At 64.6% G+C, this 21,869-nt stretch carries 26 protein-coding genes; 14 read left to right on the top strand and 12 right to left on the bottom strand.

Annotation, left to right across the window (positions count from 1 at the left end):
* Positions 1-93: 93 nt before the first annotated feature.
* From F9929_RS24030 to F9929_RS13330, 7 genes are all read left to right on the top strand, one after another.
* Positions 94-270 (top strand): hypothetical protein, encoded by a 177-nt coding sequence (locus F9929_RS24030; RefSeq protein WP_193227751.1) that lies wholly within the window; start codon positions 94-96, stop codon positions 268-270.
* 56 nt (positions 271-326) lie between these two features.
* Positions 327-1,535, top strand: coding sequence for an OpgC domain-containing protein (gene opgC, locus F9929_RS13360; protein WP_152047067.1), 1,209 nt, complete (start codon positions 327-329; stop codon positions 1,533-1,535).
* A gap of 30 nt (positions 1,536-1,565) precedes the next feature.
* Entirely contained in the window at positions 1,566-1,976 is a 411-nt protein-coding gene (locus F9929_RS13355; protein ID WP_152047066.1) for a metallopeptidase family protein, read from the top strand.
* 44 nt (positions 1,977-2,020) lie between these two features.
* Positions 2,021-2,302, top strand: coding sequence for a type II toxin-antitoxin system HicA family toxin (locus F9929_RS13350; RefSeq protein WP_328595992.1), 282 nt, complete (start codon positions 2,021-2,023; stop codon positions 2,300-2,302).
* Complete coding sequence (locus F9929_RS13345; RefSeq protein WP_152047065.1) at positions 2,299-2,640, top strand: type II toxin-antitoxin system HicB family antitoxin; 342 nt, start codon at positions 2,299-2,301, stop codon at positions 2,638-2,640. The genes F9929_RS13350 and F9929_RS13345 overlap by 4 nt, the downstream gene beginning before the upstream one ends.
* Before the next feature lie 256 nt (positions 2,641-2,896).
* Positions 2,897-3,502: a 3-isopropylmalate dehydratase small subunit gene (gene leuD / locus F9929_RS13335; protein WP_152047064.1), complete on the top strand. Its 606-nt coding sequence runs from the start codon at positions 2,897-2,899 to the stop codon at positions 3,500-3,502.
* A gap of 2 nt (positions 3,503-3,504) precedes the next feature.
* Entirely contained in the window at positions 3,505-3,882 is a 378-nt protein-coding gene (locus tag F9929_RS13330; protein ID WP_152047129.1) for a RidA family protein, read from the top strand.
* A 2-nt stretch (positions 3,883-3,884) separates the two neighbouring features.
* Here the strand turns inward: F9929_RS13330 and F9929_RS24700 are convergent, their stop codons facing one another.
* A complete protein-coding gene (locus F9929_RS24700; RefSeq protein ID WP_268915655.1) occupies positions 3,885-4,007 on the bottom strand; it encodes a hypothetical protein in 123 nt (40 codons plus the stop codon).
* A gap of 10 nt (positions 4,008-4,017) precedes the next feature.
* Entirely contained in the window at positions 4,018-4,929 is a 912-nt protein-coding gene (locus tag F9929_RS13325; RefSeq protein ID WP_152047063.1) for a mechanosensitive ion channel domain-containing protein, read from the bottom strand.
* A 268-nt stretch (positions 4,930-5,197) separates the two neighbouring features.
* On the opposite strand from F9929_RS13325, the gene leuB reads away from it, so the two are divergent.
* The 3 genes from leuB to F9929_RS13310 are packed head-to-tail and all read left to right on the top strand — an operon-like array spanning position 5,198 to position 6,951.
* Positions 5,198-6,307, top strand: coding sequence for a 3-isopropylmalate dehydrogenase (gene leuB / locus F9929_RS13320; RefSeq protein WP_152047062.1), 1,110 nt, complete (start codon positions 5,198-5,200; stop codon positions 6,305-6,307).
* Positions 6,308-6,346: 39 nt separating this feature from the next.
* Positions 6,347-6,628 carry a type II toxin-antitoxin system RelE/ParE family toxin gene (locus F9929_RS13315; RefSeq protein WP_407922232.1) on the top strand — a complete coding sequence of 94 codons (282 nt, stop codon included), beginning with the start codon at positions 6,347-6,349 and terminating at the stop codon, positions 6,626-6,628.
* 14 nt (positions 6,629-6,642) lie between these two features.
* Positions 6,643-6,951, top strand: coding sequence for a HigA family addiction module antitoxin (locus tag F9929_RS13310; protein ID WP_152047060.1), 309 nt, complete (start codon positions 6,643-6,645; stop codon positions 6,949-6,951).
* Between the two features lie 78 nt (positions 6,952-7,029).
* Here the strand turns inward: F9929_RS13310 and F9929_RS13305 are convergent, their stop codons facing one another.
* Entirely contained in the window at positions 7,030-8,757 is a 1,728-nt protein-coding gene (locus F9929_RS13305; protein WP_235919283.1) for an MFS transporter, read from the bottom strand.
* Between the two features lie 441 nt (positions 8,758-9,198).
* Positions 9,199-10,434: a GTP-binding protein gene (locus F9929_RS13300; protein WP_152047059.1), complete on the bottom strand. Its 1,236-nt coding sequence runs from the start codon at positions 10,432-10,434 to the stop codon at positions 9,199-9,201.
* Between the two features lie 255 nt (positions 10,435-10,689).
* Between F9929_RS13300 and F9929_RS13295 the strand changes: the two genes are divergently transcribed.
* From F9929_RS13295 to F9929_RS13285, 3 genes are all read left to right on the top strand, one after another.
* Positions 10,690-11,721, top strand: a complete 1,032-nt coding sequence (locus F9929_RS13295; RefSeq protein ID WP_152047058.1) for an aspartate-semialdehyde dehydrogenase — start codon at positions 10,690-10,692, stop codon at positions 11,719-11,721.
* Positions 11,722-11,802: 81 nt separating this feature from the next.
* Complete coding sequence (aroA, locus tag F9929_RS13290) at positions 11,803-13,056, top strand: 3-phosphoshikimate 1-carboxyvinyltransferase (RefSeq protein ID WP_152047057.1); 1,254 nt, start codon at positions 11,803-11,805, stop codon at positions 13,054-13,056.
* 208 nt (positions 13,057-13,264) lie between these two features.
* Positions 13,265-13,906 carry a hypothetical protein gene (locus F9929_RS13285; protein WP_152047056.1) on the top strand — a complete coding sequence of 214 codons (642 nt, stop codon included), beginning with the start codon at positions 13,265-13,267 and terminating at the stop codon, positions 13,904-13,906.
* Between the two features lie 3 nt (positions 13,907-13,909).
* On the opposite strand, the gene F9929_RS24695 is transcribed toward F9929_RS13285, so the two are convergent.
* From F9929_RS24695 to F9929_RS13255, 7 genes are read right to left on the bottom strand one after another with little or no spacing between them, the layout of a single operon-like run.
* A complete protein-coding gene (locus F9929_RS24695; protein WP_268915654.1) occupies positions 13,910-14,041 on the bottom strand; it encodes a hypothetical protein in 132 nt (43 codons plus the stop codon).
* A complete protein-coding gene (gene cysN / locus F9929_RS13280) occupies positions 14,038-15,705 on the bottom strand; it encodes a sulfate adenylyltransferase subunit CysN (protein ID WP_152047055.1) in 1,668 nt (555 codons plus the stop codon). The genes F9929_RS24695 and cysN overlap by 4 nt, the downstream gene beginning before the upstream one ends.
* 2 nt (positions 15,706-15,707) lie before the next feature.
* Positions 15,708-16,610 carry a sulfate adenylyltransferase subunit CysD gene (gene cysD, locus F9929_RS13275; RefSeq protein WP_152047054.1) on the bottom strand — a complete coding sequence of 301 codons (903 nt, stop codon included), beginning with the start codon at positions 16,608-16,610 and terminating at the stop codon, positions 15,708-15,710.
* Entirely contained in the window at positions 16,607-17,398 is a 792-nt protein-coding gene (locus F9929_RS13270) for a phosphoadenylyl-sulfate reductase (protein WP_152047053.1), read from the bottom strand. The genes cysD and F9929_RS13270 overlap by 4 nt, the downstream gene beginning before the upstream one ends.
* Complete coding sequence (locus F9929_RS13265; protein WP_152047052.1) at positions 17,395-17,910, bottom strand: DUF934 domain-containing protein; 516 nt, start codon at positions 17,908-17,910, stop codon at positions 17,395-17,397. Before F9929_RS13265 ends, F9929_RS13270 begins: the two co-directional genes overlap by 4 nt.
* A complete protein-coding gene (locus F9929_RS13260; protein WP_152047051.1) occupies positions 17,907-19,601 on the bottom strand; it encodes a nitrite/sulfite reductase in 1,695 nt (564 codons plus the stop codon). Before F9929_RS13260 ends, F9929_RS13265 begins: the two co-directional genes overlap by 4 nt.
* A 4-nt stretch (positions 19,602-19,605) precedes the next feature.
* Positions 19,606-19,995, bottom strand: a complete 390-nt coding sequence (locus tag F9929_RS13255) for a DUF2849 domain-containing protein (RefSeq protein ID WP_152047050.1) — start codon at positions 19,993-19,995, stop codon at positions 19,606-19,608.
* A 312-nt stretch (positions 19,996-20,307) separates the two neighbouring features.
* Here F9929_RS13255 and F9929_RS13250 point away from each other — a divergent pair, with 312 nt between their 5' ends.
* Positions 20,308-20,565, top strand: coding sequence for a hypothetical protein (locus F9929_RS13250; RefSeq protein WP_152047049.1), 258 nt, complete (start codon positions 20,308-20,310; stop codon positions 20,563-20,565).
* Between the two features lie 19 nt (positions 20,566-20,584).
* Here the strand turns inward: F9929_RS13250 and F9929_RS13245 are convergent, their stop codons facing one another.
* Positions 20,585-21,838, bottom strand: a complete 1,254-nt coding sequence (locus tag F9929_RS13245; RefSeq protein ID WP_152047048.1) for a ubiquinone biosynthesis hydroxylase — start codon at positions 21,836-21,838, stop codon at positions 20,585-20,587.
* Positions 21,839-21,869 lie beyond the last annotated feature (31 nt).

Here is a 21,869-nt window from a genome sequence, read left to right as displayed (position 1 = left end):
ATAGCCGTGGATAAGTTCGGGAACCGCCATCCGTCGCAACCTGCGCGCCCTTTGTCCCGTTCGTGCTTCATCACTTGGAGGAGGTTCGGGAACATGCGCAAAACCTTGGTCGTCGCCGCTCTCGTCGCGGCTGGATGCGGGCTTGCCGCCTGCAACAACGACACGCCCACATCGCGCGTCGGCAGCGGCGCGGGGCAGACCGACAATGCCGGCGCGCCGAGCGGGCGCGTCACCACGCAAGGAGAAGCGCAGCAGTCCGGCGCGAACTGACGCGAGCGTTCGCGGAAGGGTCTTAACCTCTTCTTGCGCGCTGGCGTGCTAGCCCCTTGGCGAGGTTTCCGGCGCGGCCGGAAGGCGGCGAGCGGCAAGCGGGTGGGCTGATGGCGGCAGGGCCGGGACGGGAAACGCGAATCGACCTGATCCGGGGCCTGTCCCTTCTTCTGATCTTCGCCGCCCATTGCAATTTCGGCTTCTCCCTCGCCATCCAGCAAAGCCGGGGCTTTGCCGACGCTTCAGAGCTTTTCGTGATGATGGCCGGCATGTCGGCCGCGCTCGCCTACGGACCGCGCGGGGAAGGGGGGAGCGTTCCCACGGGGCGTATCCTGAAGCGGGCGTTCCGCCTTTACGCGGTGCATGTGCTTCTCGTTCTGGCCTTGGCGGTGGTCGTGCTTCTGCCATCGCCGCTCCATTCGGCGAGCTTCTGGATCACCGATCCCGGCACGCTGGCCGTTTGGCAGGTCGAACCCATACGCCAGGAGCCGGGCGCCTTCCTGATCGATGCCCTGACGCTGACGGCTCTGCCGGCCGATCTCGACATCCTGCCGCTCTACGTCGCGCTCCTGGCTGTTCTGCCGCTCATGCTGCTTCTGGCCGGGCGTTCAGTCAAAGCGCTTTTGTTTCTGTCGGCCGGCGTTTGGCTTCTGGCCGGGGCGACCCATGCCGATTTCGCCAACCACGCCCAGCCGAGCGGGCAATGGTATTTCGACCCCCTGTCCTGGCAGTTCGTCTTCGTGCTGGGGCTTTCCTTCGGCATGGCGATCAAGGCCGGCCGTGACCCCTTTCCTTATCGCCCCTGGCTTTTCCGGTTCGCGAGCGCCTTCGCGCTCCTTAGCATCCCGGCCAATCTGGTTCTGCATTTCACGGATTGGGGGCAGCTTCTCGATGGCCAGGCCCATGCGCTCTACGCGCTTTTCCTGTCGAAATCCTTTTGCGGCGTGCTTCGCCTTCTCGACGCGCTTGCCGTGGTCTACCTCCTTTGGAACATCGAACTCGTGCGCCGCGCCTGCCATCTTCCCTGGCTGCAGCCGGTGCTGGCGGCCGGGCGTCACAGCCTGCCGGTCTTCGCGACGGGTCTCGTCCTGTCGACGGCCATCCAGGGGCTGATCGCCTCTCGGATCGAAGTTCCGCTCGGGCTCCAGATCGTACTTCTTCTTCTTGGCTGCGGCGTTCAGCTCGGCATCGCCAAGGCGTTCGACCGGCGTCGTACGGCCAAGGCCGCGCCCGCCCCGCGCCCTCGCGCTTCGGCTGCGCTATAAGCTCTCCGCCAAGATTCGAAGGAGGAGCGGATGGCGCAACACGACTGGAGCCGGCGGCATGCGCCGAGCCTCGACGAGATCCAGGCCATGGCCGAGGAGGCCTATGCCGGGCTGCCGGAGGAGTTCCGCGCCCTGTCCGGCGACATCCGCCTGTTTGTCGCCGATTTTCCCGAGGACGAGGTGGTGGAGGCGATGGACCTCGAAAGCCCCTTCGACATCCTTGGCCTTTTCGAAGGGCGGCCGATCGGGGAAAGCGACGTGCCGGGAACCGGCGAGATGTCCAACCGCATCCTCCTTTATCGCCGGCCGATCCTCGATTACTGGGCCGAGCACGAGGAAGCGCTGGGCGACATCGTTTCCCACGTGCTGATCCACGAGATCGGCCACCATTTCGGCCTGTCCGACGAGGACATGGAGGCGATCGAGGCGGGGGTGGAGTGAGGAGGCGGTAAAGCAGATTTCCGTCGCTTGCGCCCAAGTCGCAAATGGTACTATATAGCGGTACTATAACGATGAAGAGGAAACACCGCGCCACGCTTGAACTGATCTTCCATCGTCCCGTCAGCGGTTCGGTGAGATGGTCGGATATCGAGGCCTTGTTCGTGGAATTGGGAGCCGAAGTTTCGGAGCGGGAAGGATCGCGTATCGGCGTCTTTCTGTTTGGCGAGGTTCGCGTCTTCCATCGCCCGCATCCTTCTCCCGATACCGACAAGGGAGCCGTCGCGAGCATTCGCAAGTGGTTCGAGTCCCATGGAGTGATGCCATGAAGAACATCATGACCATCGATGGCGAGAAGGCTCTCGTCTCGTTCGATCCGGAACTCGCAATGTTTCGCGGCGAGTTCGCCGGCCTCAGCGGAGGTGCCGACTTCTATTCAACCAGCGTCGAAGGCCTGCAGGAGGAAGGACGCAAGTCCCTTGCCCTTTATCTGGAGCTTTGCCGTGAAAAAGGGATCGAGCCGCGCCGGCGGTTCTCCGGCAAGTTCAACATCAGGATCGATCCGACCGTTCATGCGGCAGCCGTGCAGGCGGCGGCCGCCAACGACATGAGCCTCAACGAATGGATCGGCGAAGCCATTGTCGAGGCCGTCGGGAGCAGCCGCTGATTGACCGATCACAATAGGTCCCGGCCCCGTCCGCAAGATCAGGCACCAACTCGCCCCCATTCAGCCGAGACCGCCCCCTGGGCCAGCCTTCGCGCCGCCCTGGCGCGCGGCATGAGCGAAGATTTCCTGGCCGGAGGCCGCGAACAGCCCGAGGAGCAACTTCGCAAGGAACTGGAAGACTGGACCGTTTGATGGTTTTGCCCCTTCGCGCGCTCGGTGTTAAAGCGGCGGGAGTTCATTCGAAGGCTTGAGGCCCATGCAGAAGTTCGATCACCTGACGGGCGTCGCGGCGCCGATGCCGGTTGTGAATGTCGATACCGACATGATCATCCCGAAGGACTATCTGAAGACCATTAAGCGCACCGGTCTCGGCAAGGGCCTTTTCGCCAACCTGCGCTATGCCGAAGACGGGTCGGAAATCCCGGACTTCGTTCTGAATAAGCCGGCCTATCGCCGGGCCGAAATCCTCGTCGCCGGCGACAATTTCGGCTGCGGCTCCTCGCGCGAGCATGCGCCCTGGGCGCTTCTCGACTTCGGCATCCGCTGCGTGATCTCGACCTCCTTCGCCGACATCTTCTACAACAACTGCTTCAAGAACGGCATTCTGCCGATCACCGTTTCGCCGGAAGTGCTGCAACTTCTTCTCGACGATGCCGAGCGCGGCGCCAACGCGACCATCTCGGTGGATCTCGAAAAACAGGAGATCCGCGGACCGGACGGCGGTGTCGTCCATTTCGACATCGATCCTTTTCGCAAGCATTGCCTGCTCAACGGCCTCGACGACATCGGCCTGACCATGGAAAAAGCGAAGGGCATCGAGGGCTTCGAGAACCGTCTCGCGACGGACCGGCCCTGGGTTTGACCATGCGGCGCCTCATCTCTACCGGCTCGCCCTTCGAGCGCGAGGCCGGGTATTCGCGGGCCGTCGTCCAGGGCGACTGGTGCTTCGTGGCCGGCACAACCGGCTACGACTATGCGGCGATGGCCATGCCGGACAGCGCCGAGGCGCAGGCCGAGAACGCCTTCGCCACGATCGCCAAGGCGCTCGACGAGGCCGGTTTCTCGCTCGCCGACATCGTGCGCATCAACTATGTCGTCACCGATCCGGCTTTCGCGGGCGACCTCTTCAAAGTCTCTGGCCGCTACTTGAGCGAGATCAGGCCGGCGGCGATGCTCATCGTCGCCGATCTCCTGAAGCCGGAAATGAAGGTCGAGATCGAGGCCACCGCCTTTCGCGGCTGAGTTTAAAGCCGTCGCGCCTTCGCGCGCGTCGGCTGGCGCACCTCGCCGAAGGCGGGCACCGGGCGATGCGTGGTGCGCGCCGGCATCGCGGCGTCGATGGGACAAGGGCGGTGCGAAAGGGTCATCGTCTCGTCCTCAAGCGGCGTTGGAGCGGATCAGGGGCTGGGTGAGGCGCCGGGCGATTTCCGGCCAGACATCCGGCTGCTTGGTTTGGGCGGGCGCGGGAACTGCCACCTCCGCCGCTACGAACCGCGACAGAAAGGCAATCGTCACGGCTTGCTGAAGCTCGCGTGCGTCCTTGGCGAGGCAGTAGAGCATCACCGTGAACTGCAGCTTGCCGAGGTCGGTGGTGGTCACGCTCACCTCGTGCCCGGGGCCGGCGATCTCGAGCCCAAGCTTGGCCGTCGTCATCCGGTGGAAGCGCGCGGCGCGGTCGGCGTCGGCGGTCAGCGCTTCGGCGGCGGCGGCATTCAGCACCTCCAGGGCCGCCGCGACGGGCACGGGAAATTCCGCCACGAGGCAAAAGCGGTGCGGCGCGAAATGGCGCGGCTGCGCCTCGACCCGCACCGTGCCGTTGAGAAGCACCGAGTTCGGCAATGTCAGCCGCCGTCCGGTCGACAGGTGGCCGAGGCCGTGCGGCGGCAGTTCCATGATGGTGGTCGAGAACAACCCGTGATCCACCACCTCGCCATGCATTCCGGCGATCTCGATCCGGTCGCCGACCTTGAAGAGCTGGCCGCCGAAACGCAGGATCGCGCCCGCCGCGCACATGATGAGTTCCTTCGTCGCCACCACGAGCGCCACCATCACGGCGGCGAGCGAGAAGACGAGGTTCTGGATCTCGCTCATCCAAACGGCCAGAAGCGCGAAGGCGACGAGGAGGTTGGCGACCGCGCGCACCGTGAAGCGGCGCTGGCGCGCGGCCAGCCTGTCCGCCTTTCGCGTCACCGCCCATTCGGCGGCCCAGCGGCAGGCGAACATCGCGAGGAGGATGCAAAGGCTGATGCCGATATTGTCGGCGACCTTCTGGGTGATGAAGTTCGGCATGGAAACGGCTCTGACCTGTCTCGACCCGCCCGGCGAAGCTTCCAGTGGCGGCAATGTTTTCCCTTTTGGAAACATCGCCTTGGCCGGAAACGCCTTCTGGATCGGATAAACCGGTTATGTGCCGCGAGGCTTAAGAAAGGCTTGCCGGATCGTGGCGCTTTTCAGGCATTCTCAAGGAACCTGCCGTCATCGGAATGAACGCCCGGCTTGCGCCCTTGCATGTCCGGCACTACGGGAAACGCGACATTTCGTTGTGAAGGAATTTGTCATGGCGCGCAGCCTCCTCCTGCTTCCCGGCGACGGCATCGGCCCCGAAGCGATGGCTCCGGTGGAAAGCCTGATCGCGTTGTTGAACGAGCGCGTGGGCGCCGGCTTCACGCTGGAGCGGGGCCTTGTCGGCGGCTCGGCTCTCGACGCGCATGGCGAAGCCATCTCGGAAGAGGACATGGAAAAGGCCATGACCGCCGACGCCGTGCTGTTCGGCGCGGTCGGCGGTCCCCAATGGGACGGGGTGCCTTACGAGAAGCGCCCGGAAGCGGGGCTTCTGCGCTTGCGCAAGGACTTGGAGCTCTTCGCCAACCTTCGCCCCGCCATCTGCTATCCGGCGCTGGCCGACGCCTCCTCGCTGAAGCGGGAACTGGTGGACGGGCTCGACATCCTGATCGTGCGCGAACTGACCGGCGGCGTTTATTTCGGCGAGCCGAAGGAGATCGTGGATCTTGGCAACGGCCAGAAGCGCGGCATCGACACGCAAATCTACGACAGTCACGAGATCGACCGCATCGCGCGCGTCGCCTTCGAGCTCGCCCGGACGCGCCGGAACCGCGTGACCAGCATGGAAAAGCGCAACGTCATGAAGTCCGGCGTTCTTTGGAACGAGGTCGTGACGCAAACGGGCCGCGACTACGCCGACGTTTCGCTCGACCATATGCTGGCCGATGCCGGCGGCATGCAACTCGTGCGCGCCCCCAAACAGTTCGACGTGATCGTGACCGACAACCTCTTCGGCGACATGCTCTCCGACATCGCCGCCATGCTGACGGGCTCGCTCGGCATGCTGCCCTCCGCCTCGCTGGGCGCCCCCGACGAGACCACGGGCCGACGTCGCGCGATGTACGAGCCGGTCCATGGATCGGCTCCGGACATCGCTGGCAAAGGCATCGCCAACCCGATCGCGATGATCGCCTCCTTCGCCATGTGCCTGCGCTATTCCTTCGAGATGATCCGGGAGGCCGACGCGCTGGAAGCCTCGATCGCCGAGGTGCTGGAGAGTGGCATCCGCACCGCCGACATCATGGCCCCCGGCTGCCGGCAGGTCGGCACGGTGGAGATGGGCGAGGCGGTCGAGAAGGCGTTTGCGGCGAAGCTTGCGGGTTGAAATTGTATCATAGAATGATACGTTAAACTCGGTGCGGCCGTGATCCTTTCGATGAAAGGCAAGTTCGTTGGAGAGATCGCGGCCGGACGGGCGCCCAAAGGTTTCCCGACCAATCTCGTGGCGAGCGCCGAGCGCAGGCTCCGCGCGGTGAACAATGCCGTGGTCTTGGACGATCTGCGCTCGCCGCCCGGAAACCGGCTCGAAGGGTTGAAGGGCGATCGACAAGGGCAGCATTCGATCCGCATCAACGATCAATGGCGGATCTGCTTTCGTTGGACCGAGGCAGGTCCCGAGGATGTCGAGATCGTCGACTATCATTGAGGCTGGACGCAAAGATGCTGACCTTCGCCAGACCTATCCATCCCGGTGAATATCTACGCGAGGAATATCTTGTTCCGCTGGGATTGAGCGCCGGCGCGCTCGCGCGTCATCTCAATCTTCCTCGGACGCGGATCGAGCGGATCGTGAAGGAGGAGGTCGGCCTATCCTCGGACACCGCCCTGCGGCTCGCGCGCTACTTCCGCACCACGCCTCAGTTCTGGATGAACTTCCAGCAGGCCTTCGACTTGGAAACAGGCGCGCGGGCCCTGGCAAAGGAACTGGAAGCGATCAAGCCGCGAGAGACCGAGCAAGCGGCCGCCTGAAACTCGGAGAGCTCGTATTGAAAAGCGAAAGCCGCCGGATCGCTCCGGCGGCTTGTCTCGGCGTCGAAGCGCTGATCGTCAGACCGCGTCGATGTCGTTGTTCTTGGTTTCCTTCACGAAGATCATGCCGATCACGAAGGTGATGGCGGCGATCACGATCGGGTACCAAAGGCCGTAATAGATGTCGCCGGTGGCGGCCACCATGGCAAACGAGGTGGTGGGCAGGAAGCCGCCGAACCAGCCGTTGCCGATATGGTAGGGCAGGGACATCGAGGTGTAGCGGATGCGCGTCGGGAACATCTCCACCAGCATCGCCGCGATCGGCCCGTAGACCATGGTCACATAGAGAACGAGCACGAAAAGGAGCAGCGTCACCATCACGGTGTTGACGCGCGCCGGATCGGCCTTGGCCGGATATTGCGCCGTGTCGAGCGCGGCCTTGAGGCTGCCGTCGAAGGCGGTTGCAGGCGTCGGCGGAACCGGGGTCGCGCCGGCGGCCGGGGCGGGCGTGGAGGCGGCCGGGGCGGGACCATGGCCGAGATTGACCTCGGTCGCGGGGGCGGGCGTCGCCGTATAGGCCGGGATCACCGTTTCGCCGACCTTGATCGAGGCAAGCGTGCCGGCGGGCGCGGCCTCGTTCACGTAAGGCACGCCGCGCTTCACCAGGGCCGCCTTGGCGATGTCGCAGGAGGTGGTGAATTTCGAGGTGCCGACCGGGTTGAACTGGAACGAGCACTCGTTCGGATCGGCCGTCACGGTGACGGGCGCGCGGGCGATCGCTTCTTCCAGCGCCGGATTGGCGAAGTGGGTGATGCCCTTGAAGAGCGGGAAATAGGTGAGGCAGGCGAGCGCCAGACCCGCCATGATGATGGGCTTGCGGCCGATCCTGTCCGACAGCGAGCCGAAGATCACGAAGAAGGGCGTGGCGAGAAGAAGCGCCGCCGCGATCATCAGGTTGGCGGGCTGCGCGTCGACCTTCAGGGTCTGCGTCAGGAAGAACAGGGCGTAGAACTGGCCCGTATACCAGACGACGGCCTGACCGGCGACGACGCCGAACAAGGCCAGAAGCACGATCTTGAGGTTGCCCCAGCGCGCGAAGCTTTCCGTCAGCGGCGCCTTGGAAGTCTTTCCTTCGGACTTCATTTTCACGAAGGCCGGGCTTTCCGAGAGCATCATGCGAATCCAGACCGAGATGCCGAGAAGCACCACGGACAGAAGGAAGGGAATGCGCCAGCCCCAGGCATTGAAGTCTTCCGCCGACATGGAAACGCGGCAGCCGAGGATCACCAGCAGCGACAGGAAAAGGCCGAGCGTCGCCGTGGTCTGAATCCAGGACGTATAGGCGCCACGTTTGCCGTGGGGGGCGTGCTCGGCGACATAGGTCGCCGCGCCCCCGTATTCGCCGCCGAGCGCCAAGCCCTGGAGAAGGCGCAGCACGATCAGGATCACGGGCGCGGCGAAGCCGATCGCCTCGTAGTTCGGCAGGATGCCGACGATGAAGGTCGACAGGCCCATGATGAGGATGGTGACGAGGAAGGTGTATTTGCGCCCGATCATGTCGCCGAGCCGGCCAAAGACGAGGGCCCCGAAGGGGCGCACCGCGAAGCCCGCCGCAAAGGCCAGAAGCGCGAAGATGAAGCCGGCGGTCGGGTTGACGCCGGAAAAGAACTGCACGGCGATCACCGCCGAAAGCGAGCCGTAGAGATAGAAGTCGTACCATTCGAAGACGGTGCCGAGCGAGGAGGCGAAGATGACCTTCTTTTCCTCGCGCGTCATGTTGCGCGGCGCCTCATAGGCCGGGTTCATCGTGACCACGCTTGTTCCTCCCAAGCACTCCACGGGAACATTCGGCTTGCCTGCCGTCCGCCCCGTTTTCCTCCACAGACCGCCTCTCCCAAGACCGCCGACGGCGCCTGCCTTATTTTGGCCAAACACCGCTCAGTCGATTGATACGGTTTCCGCGGCCCGTTTCCAGCGAAAATTTGAGAAATCGAAACAGGAAGCCGTGATAAATACCGAGCCCGGCAACCCTTCGCCCTTCCCTGCATTCATCTCTCCAAAGCCGTTTCAAGGAGAAGATCATGATCAGGGGTATCCTCAAGGCGCTTATCGTCGGTTGGATCAGCAAGAAGTTTCTGGAGCGCCGCGCCGATCGCGAGCCCGTGCGCCGCGTCTGAGGCTGAAGGCCGAACCGTATTTCATGGTGGCGGTCGCGTGGACCACGCGGTCGGCTTTTTCGTTTGCGCTTCAGGCCGCCGTGCCCCAGCGCGGGAAGGGATCGGGAAGCCCGCGATAACGGGCCGCCTCGAAAGCGCTGTCGTCGGCTCCGACGAGACAGGCGTCGAGCGCCGCGCGGATCGCCGCCTCGTCCATCGTCCTGCCGATGAACACGATCTCCTGACGCCGGTCGCCCCAGACCGGGTTCCAGTGCCTGCCGACGAGTTCGCGCCATTGTGCCACGTCCGGCCAGCGTTCCTTCGGCACCGCCACCCACCAGCGCCCGAGGCCCGATACGCGTGCGACCGCGCCCGCCAGCGAGAACTCGCCCACCCATTCGGGGCGCGTCGCCAGCCAGAAATGGCCTTTGGCGCGGATGAGGCCGGGCCATATTTCCTTGACGAAGGCGTCGAAGCGCAGGGGATCGAAAGGCCGGCGGGCGCGGTAGACGAAGGAGGAGATGCCGTATTCCTCCGTTTCCGGCACATGGGCCGCATGGCCGTAGAGTTCCTTGAACCAGAGCGGATGCCCTTCAGCTTTCTCCTCGTCGAAGAAGCCGGTGTCGAGCACGAGATCGAGCGGCACGCGCGCCCAATCCGTTTCCAGAACGAGGGCGTCGGCGTTCAAGGCCGCCACCACTGCCCGCACCTTGGCTCGCCGCGCGGCATCGACTTCCGAGACCTTATTGACCACCACGACATCGGCGAACTCGATCTGCTCCACGAGAAGATCGACCAGCGTGCGCGCGTCTCCTTCGCCCGCCGTTTCGCCCCGATCGGCAAGGAAGTCGTGCGAACCGTAGTCCTTCAGGAGTGCCGAGGCGTCCACCACCGTCACCATCGTGTCGAGCCGCGCGACATCCGACAGGCTGAAGCCCGCCTCGTCGCGAAAGGAGAAGGTCGCGGCGACCGGCAGCGGCTCGGCGATGCCGGTGCCCTCGATCAGGAGATGGTCGAAGCGGTTCTGCGCGGTGAGGCGCTTCACCTCCTCCATCAGGTCGCCGCGCAGGGTGCAGCAGATGCAGCCATTGGTCATCTCCACCAGCGTCTCGTCGGTGCGCGACAGGTCGGCGCCGCCCCCGCGCACGAGATCGGCGTCGATATTCACCTCGCTCATGTCGTTGACGATCACCGCGACACGGCGGCCCTCGCGGTTGTTCAGGATGTGGTTGAGAAGCGTCGTCTTGCCGGCGCCCAGAAAGCCCGACAGGACGGTGACCGGCAGGCGGGGACGCGCTTCCACCTCGTCGCAACGATATCGGCTCATGATCGGGCTCCAGAATATGTAACTTTATAACATTTAAACTGGTGCCTGCTGATTGGCAAGCGATCCCGCCGGTCGCGCCGGCCCATCCCGAAACTGAGGCGATTGACTTCCCACCCTCCCGCGCTCATAGGGATCGGTCATGACGACGCGCTTCGCCCCGAAAACCATCATTACGTGATCCCGCCGCCCCGCTTGTCTCCCCGGGGTGGGCGAGAAGCGCGCATCCGCGAGGTTGGGGGACGAGGGTGGAATAAGATGGGTTACAAGGTAGCCGTGGTCGGCGCGACGGGCAATGTCGGTCGCGAAATGCTGTCCATTCTCGACGAGCGCGGCTTTCCCGCCGACGAGGTCGTGGCGCTCGCTTCGCGGCGCAGCCAGGGCACGGAAGTCGCCTTCGGCGACAAGACCCTCAAAGTTCAGTCCCTCGACACCTACGACTTCTCCGACACCGATATCTGCCTGATGTCGGCGGGCGGCGACATTTCCAAGGAATGGTCCCCGCGGATCGGCGCCAAGGGCTGCGTCGTGATCGATAATTCCTCGGCCTTCCGCTACGATCAGGACGTGCCCCTGATCGTGCCGGAAGTGAATGCCGACGCGGTGAAGGGCTTCACCCGCAAATACATCATCGCCAATCCGAACTGCTCCACCGCGCAGCTCGTCGTGGCGCTGAAGCCGCTCCACGAGAAGGCCACGATCAAGCGCGTCGTGGTGTCGACCTACCAGTCGGTCTCGGGCGCGGGCAAGGAAGGCATGGACGAGCTGTTCCAGCAGTCGCGCGCCGTGTTCGTGTCCGATCCCGTGGAGAACAAGAAGTTCACCAAGCGCATCGCCTTCAACGTCATCCCCCATATCGACGTCTTCATGGAAGACGGCTCCACCAAGGAGGAATGGAAGGTGATGGCCGAAACCAAGAAGATGCTGGACCCGAAGATCAAGGTCACCTGCACGGCGGTGCGCGTGCCGGTCTTCATCGGCCATTCGGAAGCCGTCAACATCGAGTTCGAGAACCCGATCACCGCCGACGAGGCACGCACGATCCTGCGCGAAGCCCCCGGCTGCCTCGTGATCGACAAGAGAGAGAACGGCGGCTACATCACGCCCCACGAGGCGGCCGGCGAGGACGCGACCTATATCAGCCGCATCCGCGAGGATCAGACCTTGGAAAACGGCCTCAACATCTGGGTCGTGTCGGACAACCTGCGCAAGGGCGCGGCATTGAACGCCGTTCAGATCGCCGAGCTTCTCGTCAACCGCAAGCTGCTCGGCGCCAAGAAGGCCGCCTGATCGCTCGGGCTCGAAGGCGGCTCCCCAAGGAGCCGCCTTTTCCATCCTCCACGCGTTTTTCCAGCCGATAGATCATTTCCGATGCCGGACAGCGTTCTTCTTCTGCCCCCCGCTCACCCGCTCCGGGGCCGGGTCGCGCCGCCCGGATCGAAGTCGATCACCAACCGCGCCCTGCCGCTCGCGGCGCTGGCCAAAGGCACGAGCCGGCTGACCGGCGCCCTGAAGAGCGACGACACGCGCCATATGGCCACCGCCCTCCGCGCCATGGGTGTCCGCATCGAGGAGCCCGACGAGACGAGCTTCACCGTCACCGGAACCGGCCGGCTCCAAGCGCCGGATTCGCCCTTGTTTCTAGGCAATGCCGGCACGGCGACGCGCTTCCTCACCGCCCTTTGCGCCCTGGTGGAAGGCACCGTCACCGTTTCCGGCGACGAGCACATGCAGAAGCGCCCGATCAGGCCCCTCGTGGACGCGCTCACCCGTCTCGGCGTGAGCGTCGACGCGCCGACCGGCTGCCCGCCGGTGACGATCCACGGGCGCGGCTCCTTCACCGGCACCCGCGTCGTGATCGATGCCGGCCTGTCGAGCCAGTACGTGTCCGCCCTTCTGATGCTCGCGCCCGCCGGCGCGAACCCGATCGAGGTGGCGCTGGAAGGCGACGATATCGGCGCGCGGGGTTACATTGATCTCACCTGCGCGGCCATGCGCGCCTTCGGCGCGGCGATCAGGCAAGAAGGCGCGGCACGCTGGATCGTGCAGCCAAGCGGCTACCGCGCCGCCGATTTCGCGATCGAACCGGACGCCTCGGCCGCGACCTATCTCTGGGCGGCGGAGGTTCTGACGGGCGGCGCGATCGACATCGGCACCGCGCCGGAGCGTTTCACGCAGCCGGACGCGAAGGCTTACGACATCATCCGCCAGTTCCCGCAGATGCCCCCTGTCATCGACGGGTCGCAGATGCAGGACGCCGTGCCGACGCTCGCCGCGCTCGCCGCCTTCAACGAAACGCCGGTGCGCTTCGTCGGCATCGCGAACCTGCGCGTCAAGGAATGCGACCGCATCGCCGCGATGGCAACGGAGCTTTCGCGCCTGTCGCCGGGATTGGCGCGGGAAGAAGGCGACGACCTTCTCGTGTCCCCGGTGTCGCTCGACCGGATGGGAAGCGCCGCCATCGAGACTTATGCCGACCACCGCATCGCGATGAGCATGGCGCTGACGGGGTTGCGCGTGCCGGGCGTGCGTATCCTCGATCCCGGCTGCGTGGCCAAGACCTACCCCGACTACTGGCGCGACCTTTCCCGCCTCGGGGTCGAGATGGGGCGGAGCGAGGTTTGATTTTACTAAGCTGGCTGATTTTGCGATGATGGCGGGGGCCAGACATGTCCAGCAATTATGGCAGGGCATTGGGTACCCCTTCATGGGATCAACGGCGTAACATCCTCTAAAAAGCATGGGTTGGGGATGGACATCCGGCGGGGTTGTGTCTGTCGCGGCGTTCCCGCACGATACTCTAAATATGGCCTGATTCCGGAAATGATCTCACATGGATGCGCCTGACGCGAGAGCACCCTATAGTATACTTATCGACGGTCACTGGACGTTTCATAACTTAAGTGAATATCCAAAATTGATCGATCAGGTATACCTTGCTCTATATGCTCTGAGTGACCGATCAAGCGACCATATTATGTCTAGCTTTGGCGGGATTGAAAAAATCTCAGATGGTGGCGGATACGGAACTGTAAATTTCTATAGTTATTTACGAAGGAATTCGCCTGGAGAGGCGACATTAAAAGTGAAATCGATCAAATACAATTCGCCAGGCTGGATTGAAATAATTGCTGATGCACCCACGATTGCAAAGGTTGCAGCATCGGTTAGTTCAGTTGCTGCTTCTATTGGTGTTTGTCATCAAGTATATATGAGAATTAGAAAGGGAGTATTTGAAATACGAAAGCGTCAACGAGAAGACAGAAAAGAGCTTTTTGATTTGCGTCGCGAAGAAATAAAATTCCTTAAAGAAGGAGCGAAGCAACTGGACAGCATTATGAAGATTGGAGGGTTGGAAAAAGCTGAGGCTTCGACGAAAGATCCAGAGGCAACAGTCCAAATATATTTAGGTCTCTATCGTCGAGTTGAGCAGCTAGTCGACTATAAGAAATCAGGGAAAGCCGAACTACCTTAAGTTTCACCGGATAAGCCCCGTCGTCAGCGCGAGGCAGATGCCGGCGGACACGGCGAAAAGCGCCGCATCCGCGTAAGGGGTGCGATGGACGGCGCGCCAGGCGAGCCGCAGTCGCTCTTCGAAACCCTCGTTCATATGCCTTCGCCCCCGTCCACGGTGCCGGGCGTGCGGGGCACGGGCTTCCTTTCCGTGCGGTCCACCAGAAGGCGCAGGAAGGGCCGAAGCGCGAAATCGGCGAGGCCGAGCGCGAACGCGCCACCGAAACCGAGGCCGAAGAAGAAGCCGAGAACGCCGACGAGCAGCGCGCCGAGAAGGCGGAAGCGCACCACGCCCCCGACCCGCTCCGGGTGCCGGCGCGCATCCGTGCCGAGCCAGGCATGGCCGATGCGCTCGGCGGCGTTGTCGGGCGCCGTGGCGGGCGCTTCGATTTCCGTCTCAGCCGTTTCGCTGGGGGCGACATCCGCGCCGACTTCGCGCACCAGACCGAGCGCCACCGTCTCGTTGGACAGTTGGTCGATCAGGATAAAGGCGCCGAGCTCGCGGTTCTCGGCATAGGGCAGGCACACGGTGGGGCGATCGAAGGCGACCGTCACGCGGCCGATCTCGTTCATCAGAAGGGCGCTGGCGGGGCGCGTGCCGTAGGTGTGGATGTCGACGGCGGCGTCGAGCGAGCGCACGGAAGCCGGCGACTGGGACGTGCCAAGGCGCGCGACGAGGCGCGAGCCGGCGATCAGGGGCCGGTCCACCATCCAGAGGATCTCGGCCTTGACGCTGCGATGGGGCGCGGCGTGGTCGCCCGCCGCCACGATCACGTCGCCGCGCGAGGCGTCGATCTCGTCGGTGAGCGTCAGCGTCACCGCCTCGCCGGCGGCAGCCTCCGCGACCTCGCCGTTCGGGCCGAAGATCGCCTTCACATGGGCCGAGCGGCCGGACGGGAGCGAGGTCACGGCCTCGCCCGTGCGGATGCGCCCGCCCGCCACAGTGCCGGCGAAACCCCGGAAGTCGAGGTTCGGGCGGTTCACCCATTGCACGGGCAGGCGGAAGGGCTCGTTCTCCTCGTCCAGCGTCGTCGGGCGCACGGTTTCCAGATGGTCGAGAAGCGTGCGGCCCTTGTACCAGGGCGTGTTGGCGGACGGCGCGATGATGTTGTCGCCGTTCTTGGCCGAGAGCGGAATATAGGCGACGTCGGTGAAGCCGAGCGAGGGAAGGATCGCCTCGTAATCGGCGACGATGCGCTCGAACGTGGCCTGGTCGAAATCGACGAGATCCATCTTGTTGATGGCGATCACGACGCTTTTGACGCCGAGCATCGAGGTGATGAAGGAATGGCGGCGCGTTTGGGGCAGGATGCCCTTCCTCGCGTCCACCAGGATCACGGCGAGTTCGGCGTCGGACGCGCCGGTGGCCATGTTGCGGGTATATTGCTCGTGGCCGGGCGTGTCGGCGATGATGAAGGCGCGCTTTTGCGTCGAGAAATAGCGGTAGGCGACGTCGATGGTGATGCCCTGCTCGCGCTCGGCCGACAGGCCATCGACGAGAAGCGCGAAGTCGAGCCCGCCGCCGGTGGTGCCGAACTTCTTGGAGTCGCGCTCCAGGGTCTCCAACTGGTCGTCGAAAACCGCGCCGGCGTCGTAAAGCAGGCGGCCGATCAGCGTCGACTTGCCGTCGTCCACCGAGCCGCAGGTGATGAAATGAAGAAGGGAACTCGGGCGGGCCCCAAGGGCCGGGGTGATCGCCTCGCGATCCGGCGCGGGGCCGGCGAACTCGGCGTCAAGAATCCGGACTGCAGCGGAAGTCATCGTCAGAAATAGCCTTCCTGCTTCTTTTCTTCCATGGAAGCGCCGCCGTCGCGGTCGATCACGCGGCCCTGGCGCTCGGAGGAACGCGAGGAACGCATTTCCTCGATGATGGCGGGCAGGGTCGCGGCATGGGACTCGACCGCTCCGGTCAGCGGATAATCGCCGAGCGTGCGGAAGCGTACCATGCGGTCCTCGACCACCTCGCCGGGCTTCAACTCCATGCGCTCGTCGTCGCGCATGATGAGCGTGCCGTCGCGCTCCACCACCGGCCTCGGCTTGGCGAAATAAAGCGGCACGACGTCGATGTTTTCCAGCGCGATATAGTCCCACACATCGCCTTCCGTCCAATTGGACAGGGGAAACACGCGGAAGCTCTCGCCGGCGCGCTTGCGGGTGTTGAAAAGGTGCCAGGGCTCGGGACGCTGGTTCTTCGGTTCCCAGCGATGCTCGGCCGAGCGCAAGGAGAACACGCGCTCCTTGGCGCGCGACTTCTCTTCGTCGCGCCGCGCGCCGCCGAAGGCCGCGTCGAACTTGTATTTCGTCAGCGCCTGCTTCAGCGCTTCGGTCTTCATCACGTCGGTATGGACGCGCGAACCGGACGCGAAGGGGTTGATGCCCGCCTTCAGGCCTTCCTGGTTGGTGTAGACGATCATTTTCACGCCGAGCCGTTCCGGCAGGCGGTCGCGATGCTCGATCATTTCCCGGAACTTCCAGGTCGTGTCGACATGCATCAAGGGAAAGGGCAGGGGGCCGGGCGCGAAGGCTTTCAGCGCCAGATGCAGCATCACGGCCGAATCCTTGCCGATGGAATACAGCATCACGGGGTTCTCGGCGGTCGCCGCGACTTCCCGGATGATATAGATCGACTCGGCTTCGAGCCGTTGGAGGTGGGTCATCGGCTTCATTGGGTCGGTCCCTCGAAGGCGGCGTCGCCGTGGTTTGTGCCGGGAACGAGCTTGGCGCGGGTGACGCGCCCGTCGGCCTCGACATGGAGACCGCATTCGCGCAGCGTCTCCTCTTCCCACCACCAGCGCCCCGCGCGCTCCGGCTCGCCCGGCTTCACAGCCCGCGTGCAGGGCGCGCAGCCGATGGACAGGAAGCCTTGTGCGTGAAGCGCGTTCACCGGCACTTTCTCTTCCTCGGTGAAGACGCGGATTTCCTCGCGCGTCCAATCGAAGAGCGGATTGGCCTTCAGAAGGCCCCGACCCTCGTCCCAGCCGACGAACTCCATGCCCTGGCGGTTGGCCGACTGGTCGCGGCGAAGGCCGGTGATCCAGCCGCTCGCGCCTTCCAGCGCACGAGCCAGCGGCTCCACCTTTCGGACGCCGCAGCAGGCCTTGCGAAATTCCGGCGCGTAGTAAAGGCCGTCGATGCCCTGGTCGTTGACGAGTTCCTCCAGCGCCGCGCCGTTCGGATAAACCGCCCGGATGCGCCGACCGTATTTTTCCTCGGTTTCGCGCCAGACCGTGTAGGCCTCGGGAAACAGGCGGCCGGTATCGAGCGTCTTCACCTCGACGGGAAGCTTCTGCGAGAAGATCAGATGCGTGATCATCTGGTCCTCGATGCCCAGACTCGTGGTGAACACCACGCGGCCCGGCACGCGCTCCACGAGGGCCGCGAGGCGCTCGGCCGGCGTCAGATGCGGAAAGGCGGCATCCAGCTCATGCGACAGGGCGCGAAGGTCGGCACTCATTCGGCGGCCTTTCGCGCGGCCATGCGCTGTTCGAGGATGCTTTGCCCCTCGCCGTAGCCGTTCTGGTAGTAGGCGGTGACGATCGACTTCTGGCGCAGCCATTGCTCGGGCGGCTGGCGGGCGGCCATCTCGTCCGGCAGTTCGACCTCGTCGAAGCCGCAGGCCAGCGCGTCGTAGAACTCGTCGGCAATGAGTGGCCCGCGGGCTCGCAGCGTGCCTTGGAAGCCTGCGCGACGCAGACGCCGGGCGAGCGTGAAGCCGCGCCCGTCCGAAAAGCTCGGGAAGGTGACGGCGATCAGCGACACGCTACCCAGATAATCGCGCACCGCGTCGACGCCGATATCGTTGGCGAGAAGGAGCCCGATGCGCTCGTTGCGGCGATGCGTCAGCGCTTCGTCGATGACGGTGAGCGGCACGAGAACCGGCCCGTCCGTGAGCGACAGGTCGGCGCAGTCCTCCACCGGCTGATAGGCGTCGGGTCTGACGCCCTCGGCGCCGATCAGAAGGCTCATGCGAGTTCTCCCGCAGGCGTTCCCGTCTTCTCGGCGACGTAGGAAGTGAAGCTTTCCTTGAAGGGATCGAGCCCGGCGCGCTTCACCGTATCGATGAAGGTCTCGCCGTCCTGGCGCTCGATCATGTAGCGGGCGACCAGCGCCTCGATCGCGCCCGGCACGTCGGCGCCGTCGATGCCCGGCCCGACGCGCTCGCCAAGTGCCGCGTTCTCCGAAGCGTCGCCGCCCACCGTGATCTGGTAGTTCTCCTTGCCGGACTTCTCGATCCCCAAGATTCCGATATGGCCGACATGGTGGTGGCCGCAAGCATTGATGCAGCCGGAAATCTTGATCTGCAGCGGCCCGACTTCGCGCTGGCGCGCTTCCTCGCCGAAGGTCTTGGAGATTTCCTGCGCGATGCCGATCGAGCGGGCGGTGGCCAGCGCGCAATAATCCAAGCCGGGGCAGGCGATGATGTCGGTGACGAGCCCGGCATTGGCCGTCTCTAGTCCCGCCGCCTTCAGCGCCGCGAAGACTTCGGCCACATCGTCCTGGCGCACATGCGGCAGAACGAGGTTCTGCGAATGGGTGACGCGCAGCTCGTCGAAGGAATAGCGTTCCGCGATGTCCGCGAAGGCGCGCATCTGCGCATCCGTCATGTCGCCCGGAATGCCGCCAACCGGCTTCAAGGACACGGTCAGCGCGATGTAACCCGGCTGCTTGTGCCTAAAGCCGTTCTGTTCCACGAAGCGGTCGAGCGTGGGATCGGCGCGGCGCGCGGCGGCGAGCTTCTCGGAGGTTTCCGGCAGCGTCTCGTAGGCGGGCGGGGCGAAGTAGCGGGCGATGCGCTCCACTTCCTCCATCGGCGCGTTGATCGTCGGACCATCGAGAAGGGCGTATTCCGCCTCGACGCGGCGCACGAATTCTTCCGTGCCCGTTTCGTGGACGAGGATCTTGACGCGCGCCTTGAACTTGTTGTCGCGCCGCCCTTCCGCGTTGTAAACGCGCATGATGGCTTCGAGATAGGCGAGCAGCTCGTCCTTGGGCAGGAACTCGCGCACCACCTTGCCGATCATCGGCGTGCGGCCGAGACCGCCGCCCACCAGCACCTGATAGCCGATCTCACCCGTCTCGGGATGGCGCCGGACCTTCAAGCCGATATCGTGCGCCTTGATCGCGGCGCGGTCGTGCTCGGCGCCCGTCACGGCGATCTTGAACTTGCGGGGAAGCCAAACGAATTCGGGATGAAGGCTCGACCATTGCCGGATCAGCTCAGCGGTCGGGCGCGGGTCCTCGACCTCGTCCAAGGCGACGCCGGAGAACTGGTCGGCGGTGACGTTGCGGATGCAGTTGCCAGACGTCTGGATGCAGTGCATCTCGACATCGGCGAGGAGATTGAGGATCTCCGGCACGTCCTTCAGCTTCGGCCAGTTGTATTGCAGGTTCTGGCGCGTGGTGAAGTGCGCGTAGCCCTTGTCGAACTTCTCGGCGATCAGCGCCAGTTGGCGCAACTGCTTGGAGTTCAGCGTGCCGTAGGGCACGGCGACGCGCAGCATATAGGCGTGAAGCTGGAGATAAAGGCCGTTCTTCAGGCGCAGCGGCTTGAACTCGTCGTCCGACAGGGAGCCGTCGAGACGGCGTTCCACCTGGTCCTTGAACTGGGCAACGCGCTCGCGCACGAAGCGCTCGTCGAATTCGTCGTAGCGGTACATCGACTTATCCCTCGACGCTGGAGGTCGGGTATTCGTTGCCGAACTCGGCCTTCTTGCCGAAATCGGGATGGACGGTCGGGCCCTTCTGGCGGATGGCCTCACGGAAATGCAGCGCGACGGCCAGACCGTTCGCCTCCACCTTCACGGGCACGAGATAGGGATCGACGATGCGGTTGGCGCGAAAGTCCACGGCCGCCTCGACCTGCATGGCCTCGGCGGCTTCCGGATCGTGCGCGACGCGGGCGAGCGCCGGATCGCGCGTCCACCCGCCCTTGTCCGCGCTCAGGAACACGACGTCGCCTTCCAGAAGGTCGTTGGCCGACAGAACCACGGGCAAGGGCGGTCCCTTGCTTTTCGGCGTCGCCTTCGGTCCTGCCTTGATGTCTTTGGCCATGCCCGGTCTTCGATCCTTCAAAGGACGCGAAAAGGCTCGGGCTGCGAGCGCCCAAGCTTGTATCGCTTCTAAATAGGGGCAAGCCGCGAAGGTTGCGCCGCAAGGATTTTCCTATGAGGGGCGATCCGGGGAAGATTTTGCCCCACGAAGGGCGCGGTTGGCCCGACGGCCGAGACCCAAGCCCGGCGGATCGTTCGAATTCGAACCAATCCCGCAACACAAAATCGAGGCTCCCGGCCCTATGAGTCGAACCACCAGCAGGGTCCGGCGTTCGATGCCCGACCTATTCTTCTCCCCCGTGAAGGATGATCGATGATCGCCACAAGCTATTCTCTTTTCGGCGCCGTCGCCTTCATGCCGGCAGGCCCCACGCCTGCCGTGCAAGGCAGCGGTGCCGCGCGAGAGCGGAGCGAGGCGAGGGTGGTTCCCGCCCCCGCGCCCTCTTCCGACAAGCAGGAGGAACGGGAAGCCGCCCTTCAAGAGCGCTATTTCGAAGAGATGATCTCGTCGGCGGCCGATCTTCTCCTGCGCACGCAGAACGGTGCGCCGGGCTCGCGCTTCGGCCTTTGAACGGCGAGGGGGTGGCGGTTCAGATCGCCTCCCCCTTCAGGAGCCTCGGGGCAGGCCCGCGTGTGCGCCCCGCCGCCTCGCCGATGAAATAATCCTTCAGCGCCGGGGCGCGGTCCACCAGGGACAGGCCGAAGGAGCGGATGGCGCGAACCGCCGGATTGTCGTTGGCGAAAAGCGTGTTGAGGACATCCGTGGTGACGCCCATGCGCACCGTGTCGAAGCGCCGCCAGCGCTGATAGGTTTCCAACGTGTCGAGCGCCCCGATGTCGCGCCCGATCCGCGCCGCTTCCACCACCACTTCGGCCAGCGCCGCCGCATCCTTGAAGCCGAGATTGAGGCCCTGGCCGGCGATCGGATGGATGGCGTGCGCGGCGTCGCCGACGAGCGCCACGCGCGGTTTCACGAAGTCGCGCGCGACGGTCAAGCCCAGCGGAAAAGCGCGGGGAGCGCCTTCCACCTCGATCCGGCCGAGCTCGCGGCCGAAGCGCTGTTCCAGCTCGATCTCGAACAAAAAGGCGTCGCCGGCCAGAAGCCGCTCGGCGTCGCGCCGCGATTCCGTCCAAACGAGCGACGAACGGTTGTTCCGCAAGGGCAGGATGGCGAAGGGGCCGGCCGGCAGGAAATGCTCCACCGCGCGCCCGTTGTGGGGGCGCTCGTGTTTCACCGTGCAGACGATGCCGGACTGCCCATAGTCGCGCGTCACCGTGCGGATGCCCGCCATGTCGCGGATCGTGGACTTCACCCCGTCGGCGGCAATGAGGAGGCGCGCGCGAAGGGTGGTGCGGTCCCCGAGTTCGATCGCAAGGCACGCGGGCTCTTGAATGAAGCCCGACACCGCGACGCCCTGGCGGATGGCGATGCCGAGCGCGGCCGCGCGCTCGCGCAAGGCGCCGTTCACCGCGACGTTCGGCACCATGTTGGCGAAGGGCTCGCCGGGCGAGGCCTCGCCGCCGAAGGTGAGAAAGACCGGCCGCACCACGTCGCCGGTCTTGGAATCGGTGACGATCATTTCCGTGATCGGCTGGGCCTCGTGCTCGATCCCCTGCCAAACGCCGAGACGCGTCAGCATCCGTATGGCGGCCGCCGCGACGGCGGAAGCGCGCGTGTCGCGCCGCCACGCCTCGTCCGGCGCGGCGTCCACCACGAGAATGCGCAAGGAGGGCGCGGCATCGGCGATCGCCACCGCCGTGGACAGGCCGACATAGCCGGCCCCCGCCACCACGATGTCGAATTCAGCGCCAACCGACCCGCCGTCCTGTGTTGCGTCCGCCATTCGTTCCCAAGCCTCGATCATGCTTCACGGA

The organism is Aureimonas psammosilenae (assembly GCF_009176975.1).
In the GTDB taxonomy this organism is placed as follows: domain Bacteria; phylum Pseudomonadota; class Alphaproteobacteria; order Rhizobiales; family Rhizobiaceae; genus Plantimonas; species Plantimonas psammosilenae.
Note: the sequence above shows the minus strand (reverse complement) of the source record. Positions and strands in the feature narration are given on the sequence as shown.

Bases quoted from the DNA above. Each gene is read 5' to 3' on its own strand.
- F9929_RS24695 (WP_268915654.1), bottom strand. From the start codon at position 14,041: ATGAACGAGGGTTTCGAAGAGCGACTGCGGCTCGCCTGGCGCGCCGTC.
- F9929_RS13295 (WP_152047058.1), top strand. From the start codon at position 10,690: ATGGGTTACAAGGTAGCCGTGGTCGGCGCGACGGGCAATGTCGGTCGC.
- F9929_RS13245 (WP_152047048.1), bottom strand. From the start codon at position 21,838: ATGGCGGACGCAACACAGGACGGCGGGTCGGTTGGCGCTGAATTCGAC.
- cysN (WP_152047055.1), bottom strand. From the start codon at position 15,705: ATGACTTCCGCTGCAGTCCGGATTCTTGACGCCGAGTTCGCCGGCCCC.
- F9929_RS13270 (WP_152047053.1), bottom strand. From the start codon at position 17,398: ATGAGTGCCGACCTTCGCGCCCTGTCGCATGAGCTGGATGCCGCCTTT.
- F9929_RS13260 (WP_152047051.1), bottom strand. From the start codon at position 19,601: ATGTACCGCTACGACGAATTCGACGAGCGCTTCGTGCGCGAGCGCGTT.
- F9929_RS24030 (WP_193227751.1), top strand. From the start codon at position 94: ATGCGCAAAACCTTGGTCGTCGCCGCTCTCGTCGCGGCTGGATGCGGG.
- F9929_RS13350 (WP_328595992.1), top strand. From the start codon at position 2,021: ATGGTACTATATAGCGGTACTATAACGATGAAGAGGAAACACCGCGCC.
- F9929_RS13300 (WP_152047059.1), bottom strand. From the start codon at position 10,434: ATGAGCCGATATCGTTGCGACGAGGTGGAAGCGCGTCCCCGCCTGCCG.
- F9929_RS24700 (WP_268915655.1), bottom strand. From the start codon at position 4,007: ATGACCCTTTCGCACCGCCCTTGTCCCATCGACGCCGCGATGCCGGCG.
- F9929_RS13310 (WP_152047060.1), top strand. From the start codon at position 6,643: ATGCTGACCTTCGCCAGACCTATCCATCCCGGTGAATATCTACGCGAG.
- F9929_RS13265 (WP_152047052.1), bottom strand. From the start codon at position 17,910: ATGAGCCTTCTGATCGGCGCCGAGGGCGTCAGACCCGACGCCTATCAG.
- F9929_RS13345 (WP_152047065.1), top strand. From the start codon at position 2,299: ATGAAGAACATCATGACCATCGATGGCGAGAAGGCTCTCGTCTCGTTC.
- F9929_RS13325 (WP_152047063.1), bottom strand. From the start codon at position 4,929: ATGCCGAACTTCATCACCCAGAAGGTCGCCGACAATATCGGCATCAGC.
- F9929_RS13285 (WP_152047056.1), top strand. From the start codon at position 13,265: ATGGATGCGCCTGACGCGAGAGCACCCTATAGTATACTTATCGACGGT.
- F9929_RS13330 (WP_152047129.1), top strand. From the start codon at position 3,505: ATGCGGCGCCTCATCTCTACCGGCTCGCCCTTCGAGCGCGAGGCCGGG.
- F9929_RS13355 (WP_152047066.1), top strand. From the start codon at position 1,566: ATGGCGCAACACGACTGGAGCCGGCGGCATGCGCCGAGCCTCGACGAG.
- leuB (WP_152047062.1), top strand. From the start codon at position 5,198: ATGGCGCGCAGCCTCCTCCTGCTTCCCGGCGACGGCATCGGCCCCGAA.
- F9929_RS13255 (WP_152047050.1), bottom strand. From the start codon at position 19,995: ATGGCCAAAGACATCAAGGCAGGACCGAAGGCGACGCCGAAAAGCAAG.
- F9929_RS13250 (WP_152047049.1), top strand. From the start codon at position 20,308: ATGATCGCCACAAGCTATTCTCTTTTCGGCGCCGTCGCCTTCATGCCG.
- F9929_RS13305 (WP_235919283.1), bottom strand. From the start codon at position 8,757: ATGAACCCGGCCTATGAGGCGCCGCGCAACATGACGCGCGAGGAAAAG.
- cysD (WP_152047054.1), bottom strand. From the start codon at position 16,610: ATGAAGCCGATGACCCACCTCCAACGGCTCGAAGCCGAGTCGATCTAT.
- aroA (WP_152047057.1), top strand. From the start codon at position 11,803: ATGCCGGACAGCGTTCTTCTTCTGCCCCCCGCTCACCCGCTCCGGGGC.
- leuD (WP_152047064.1), top strand. From the start codon at position 2,897: ATGCAGAAGTTCGATCACCTGACGGGCGTCGCGGCGCCGATGCCGGTT.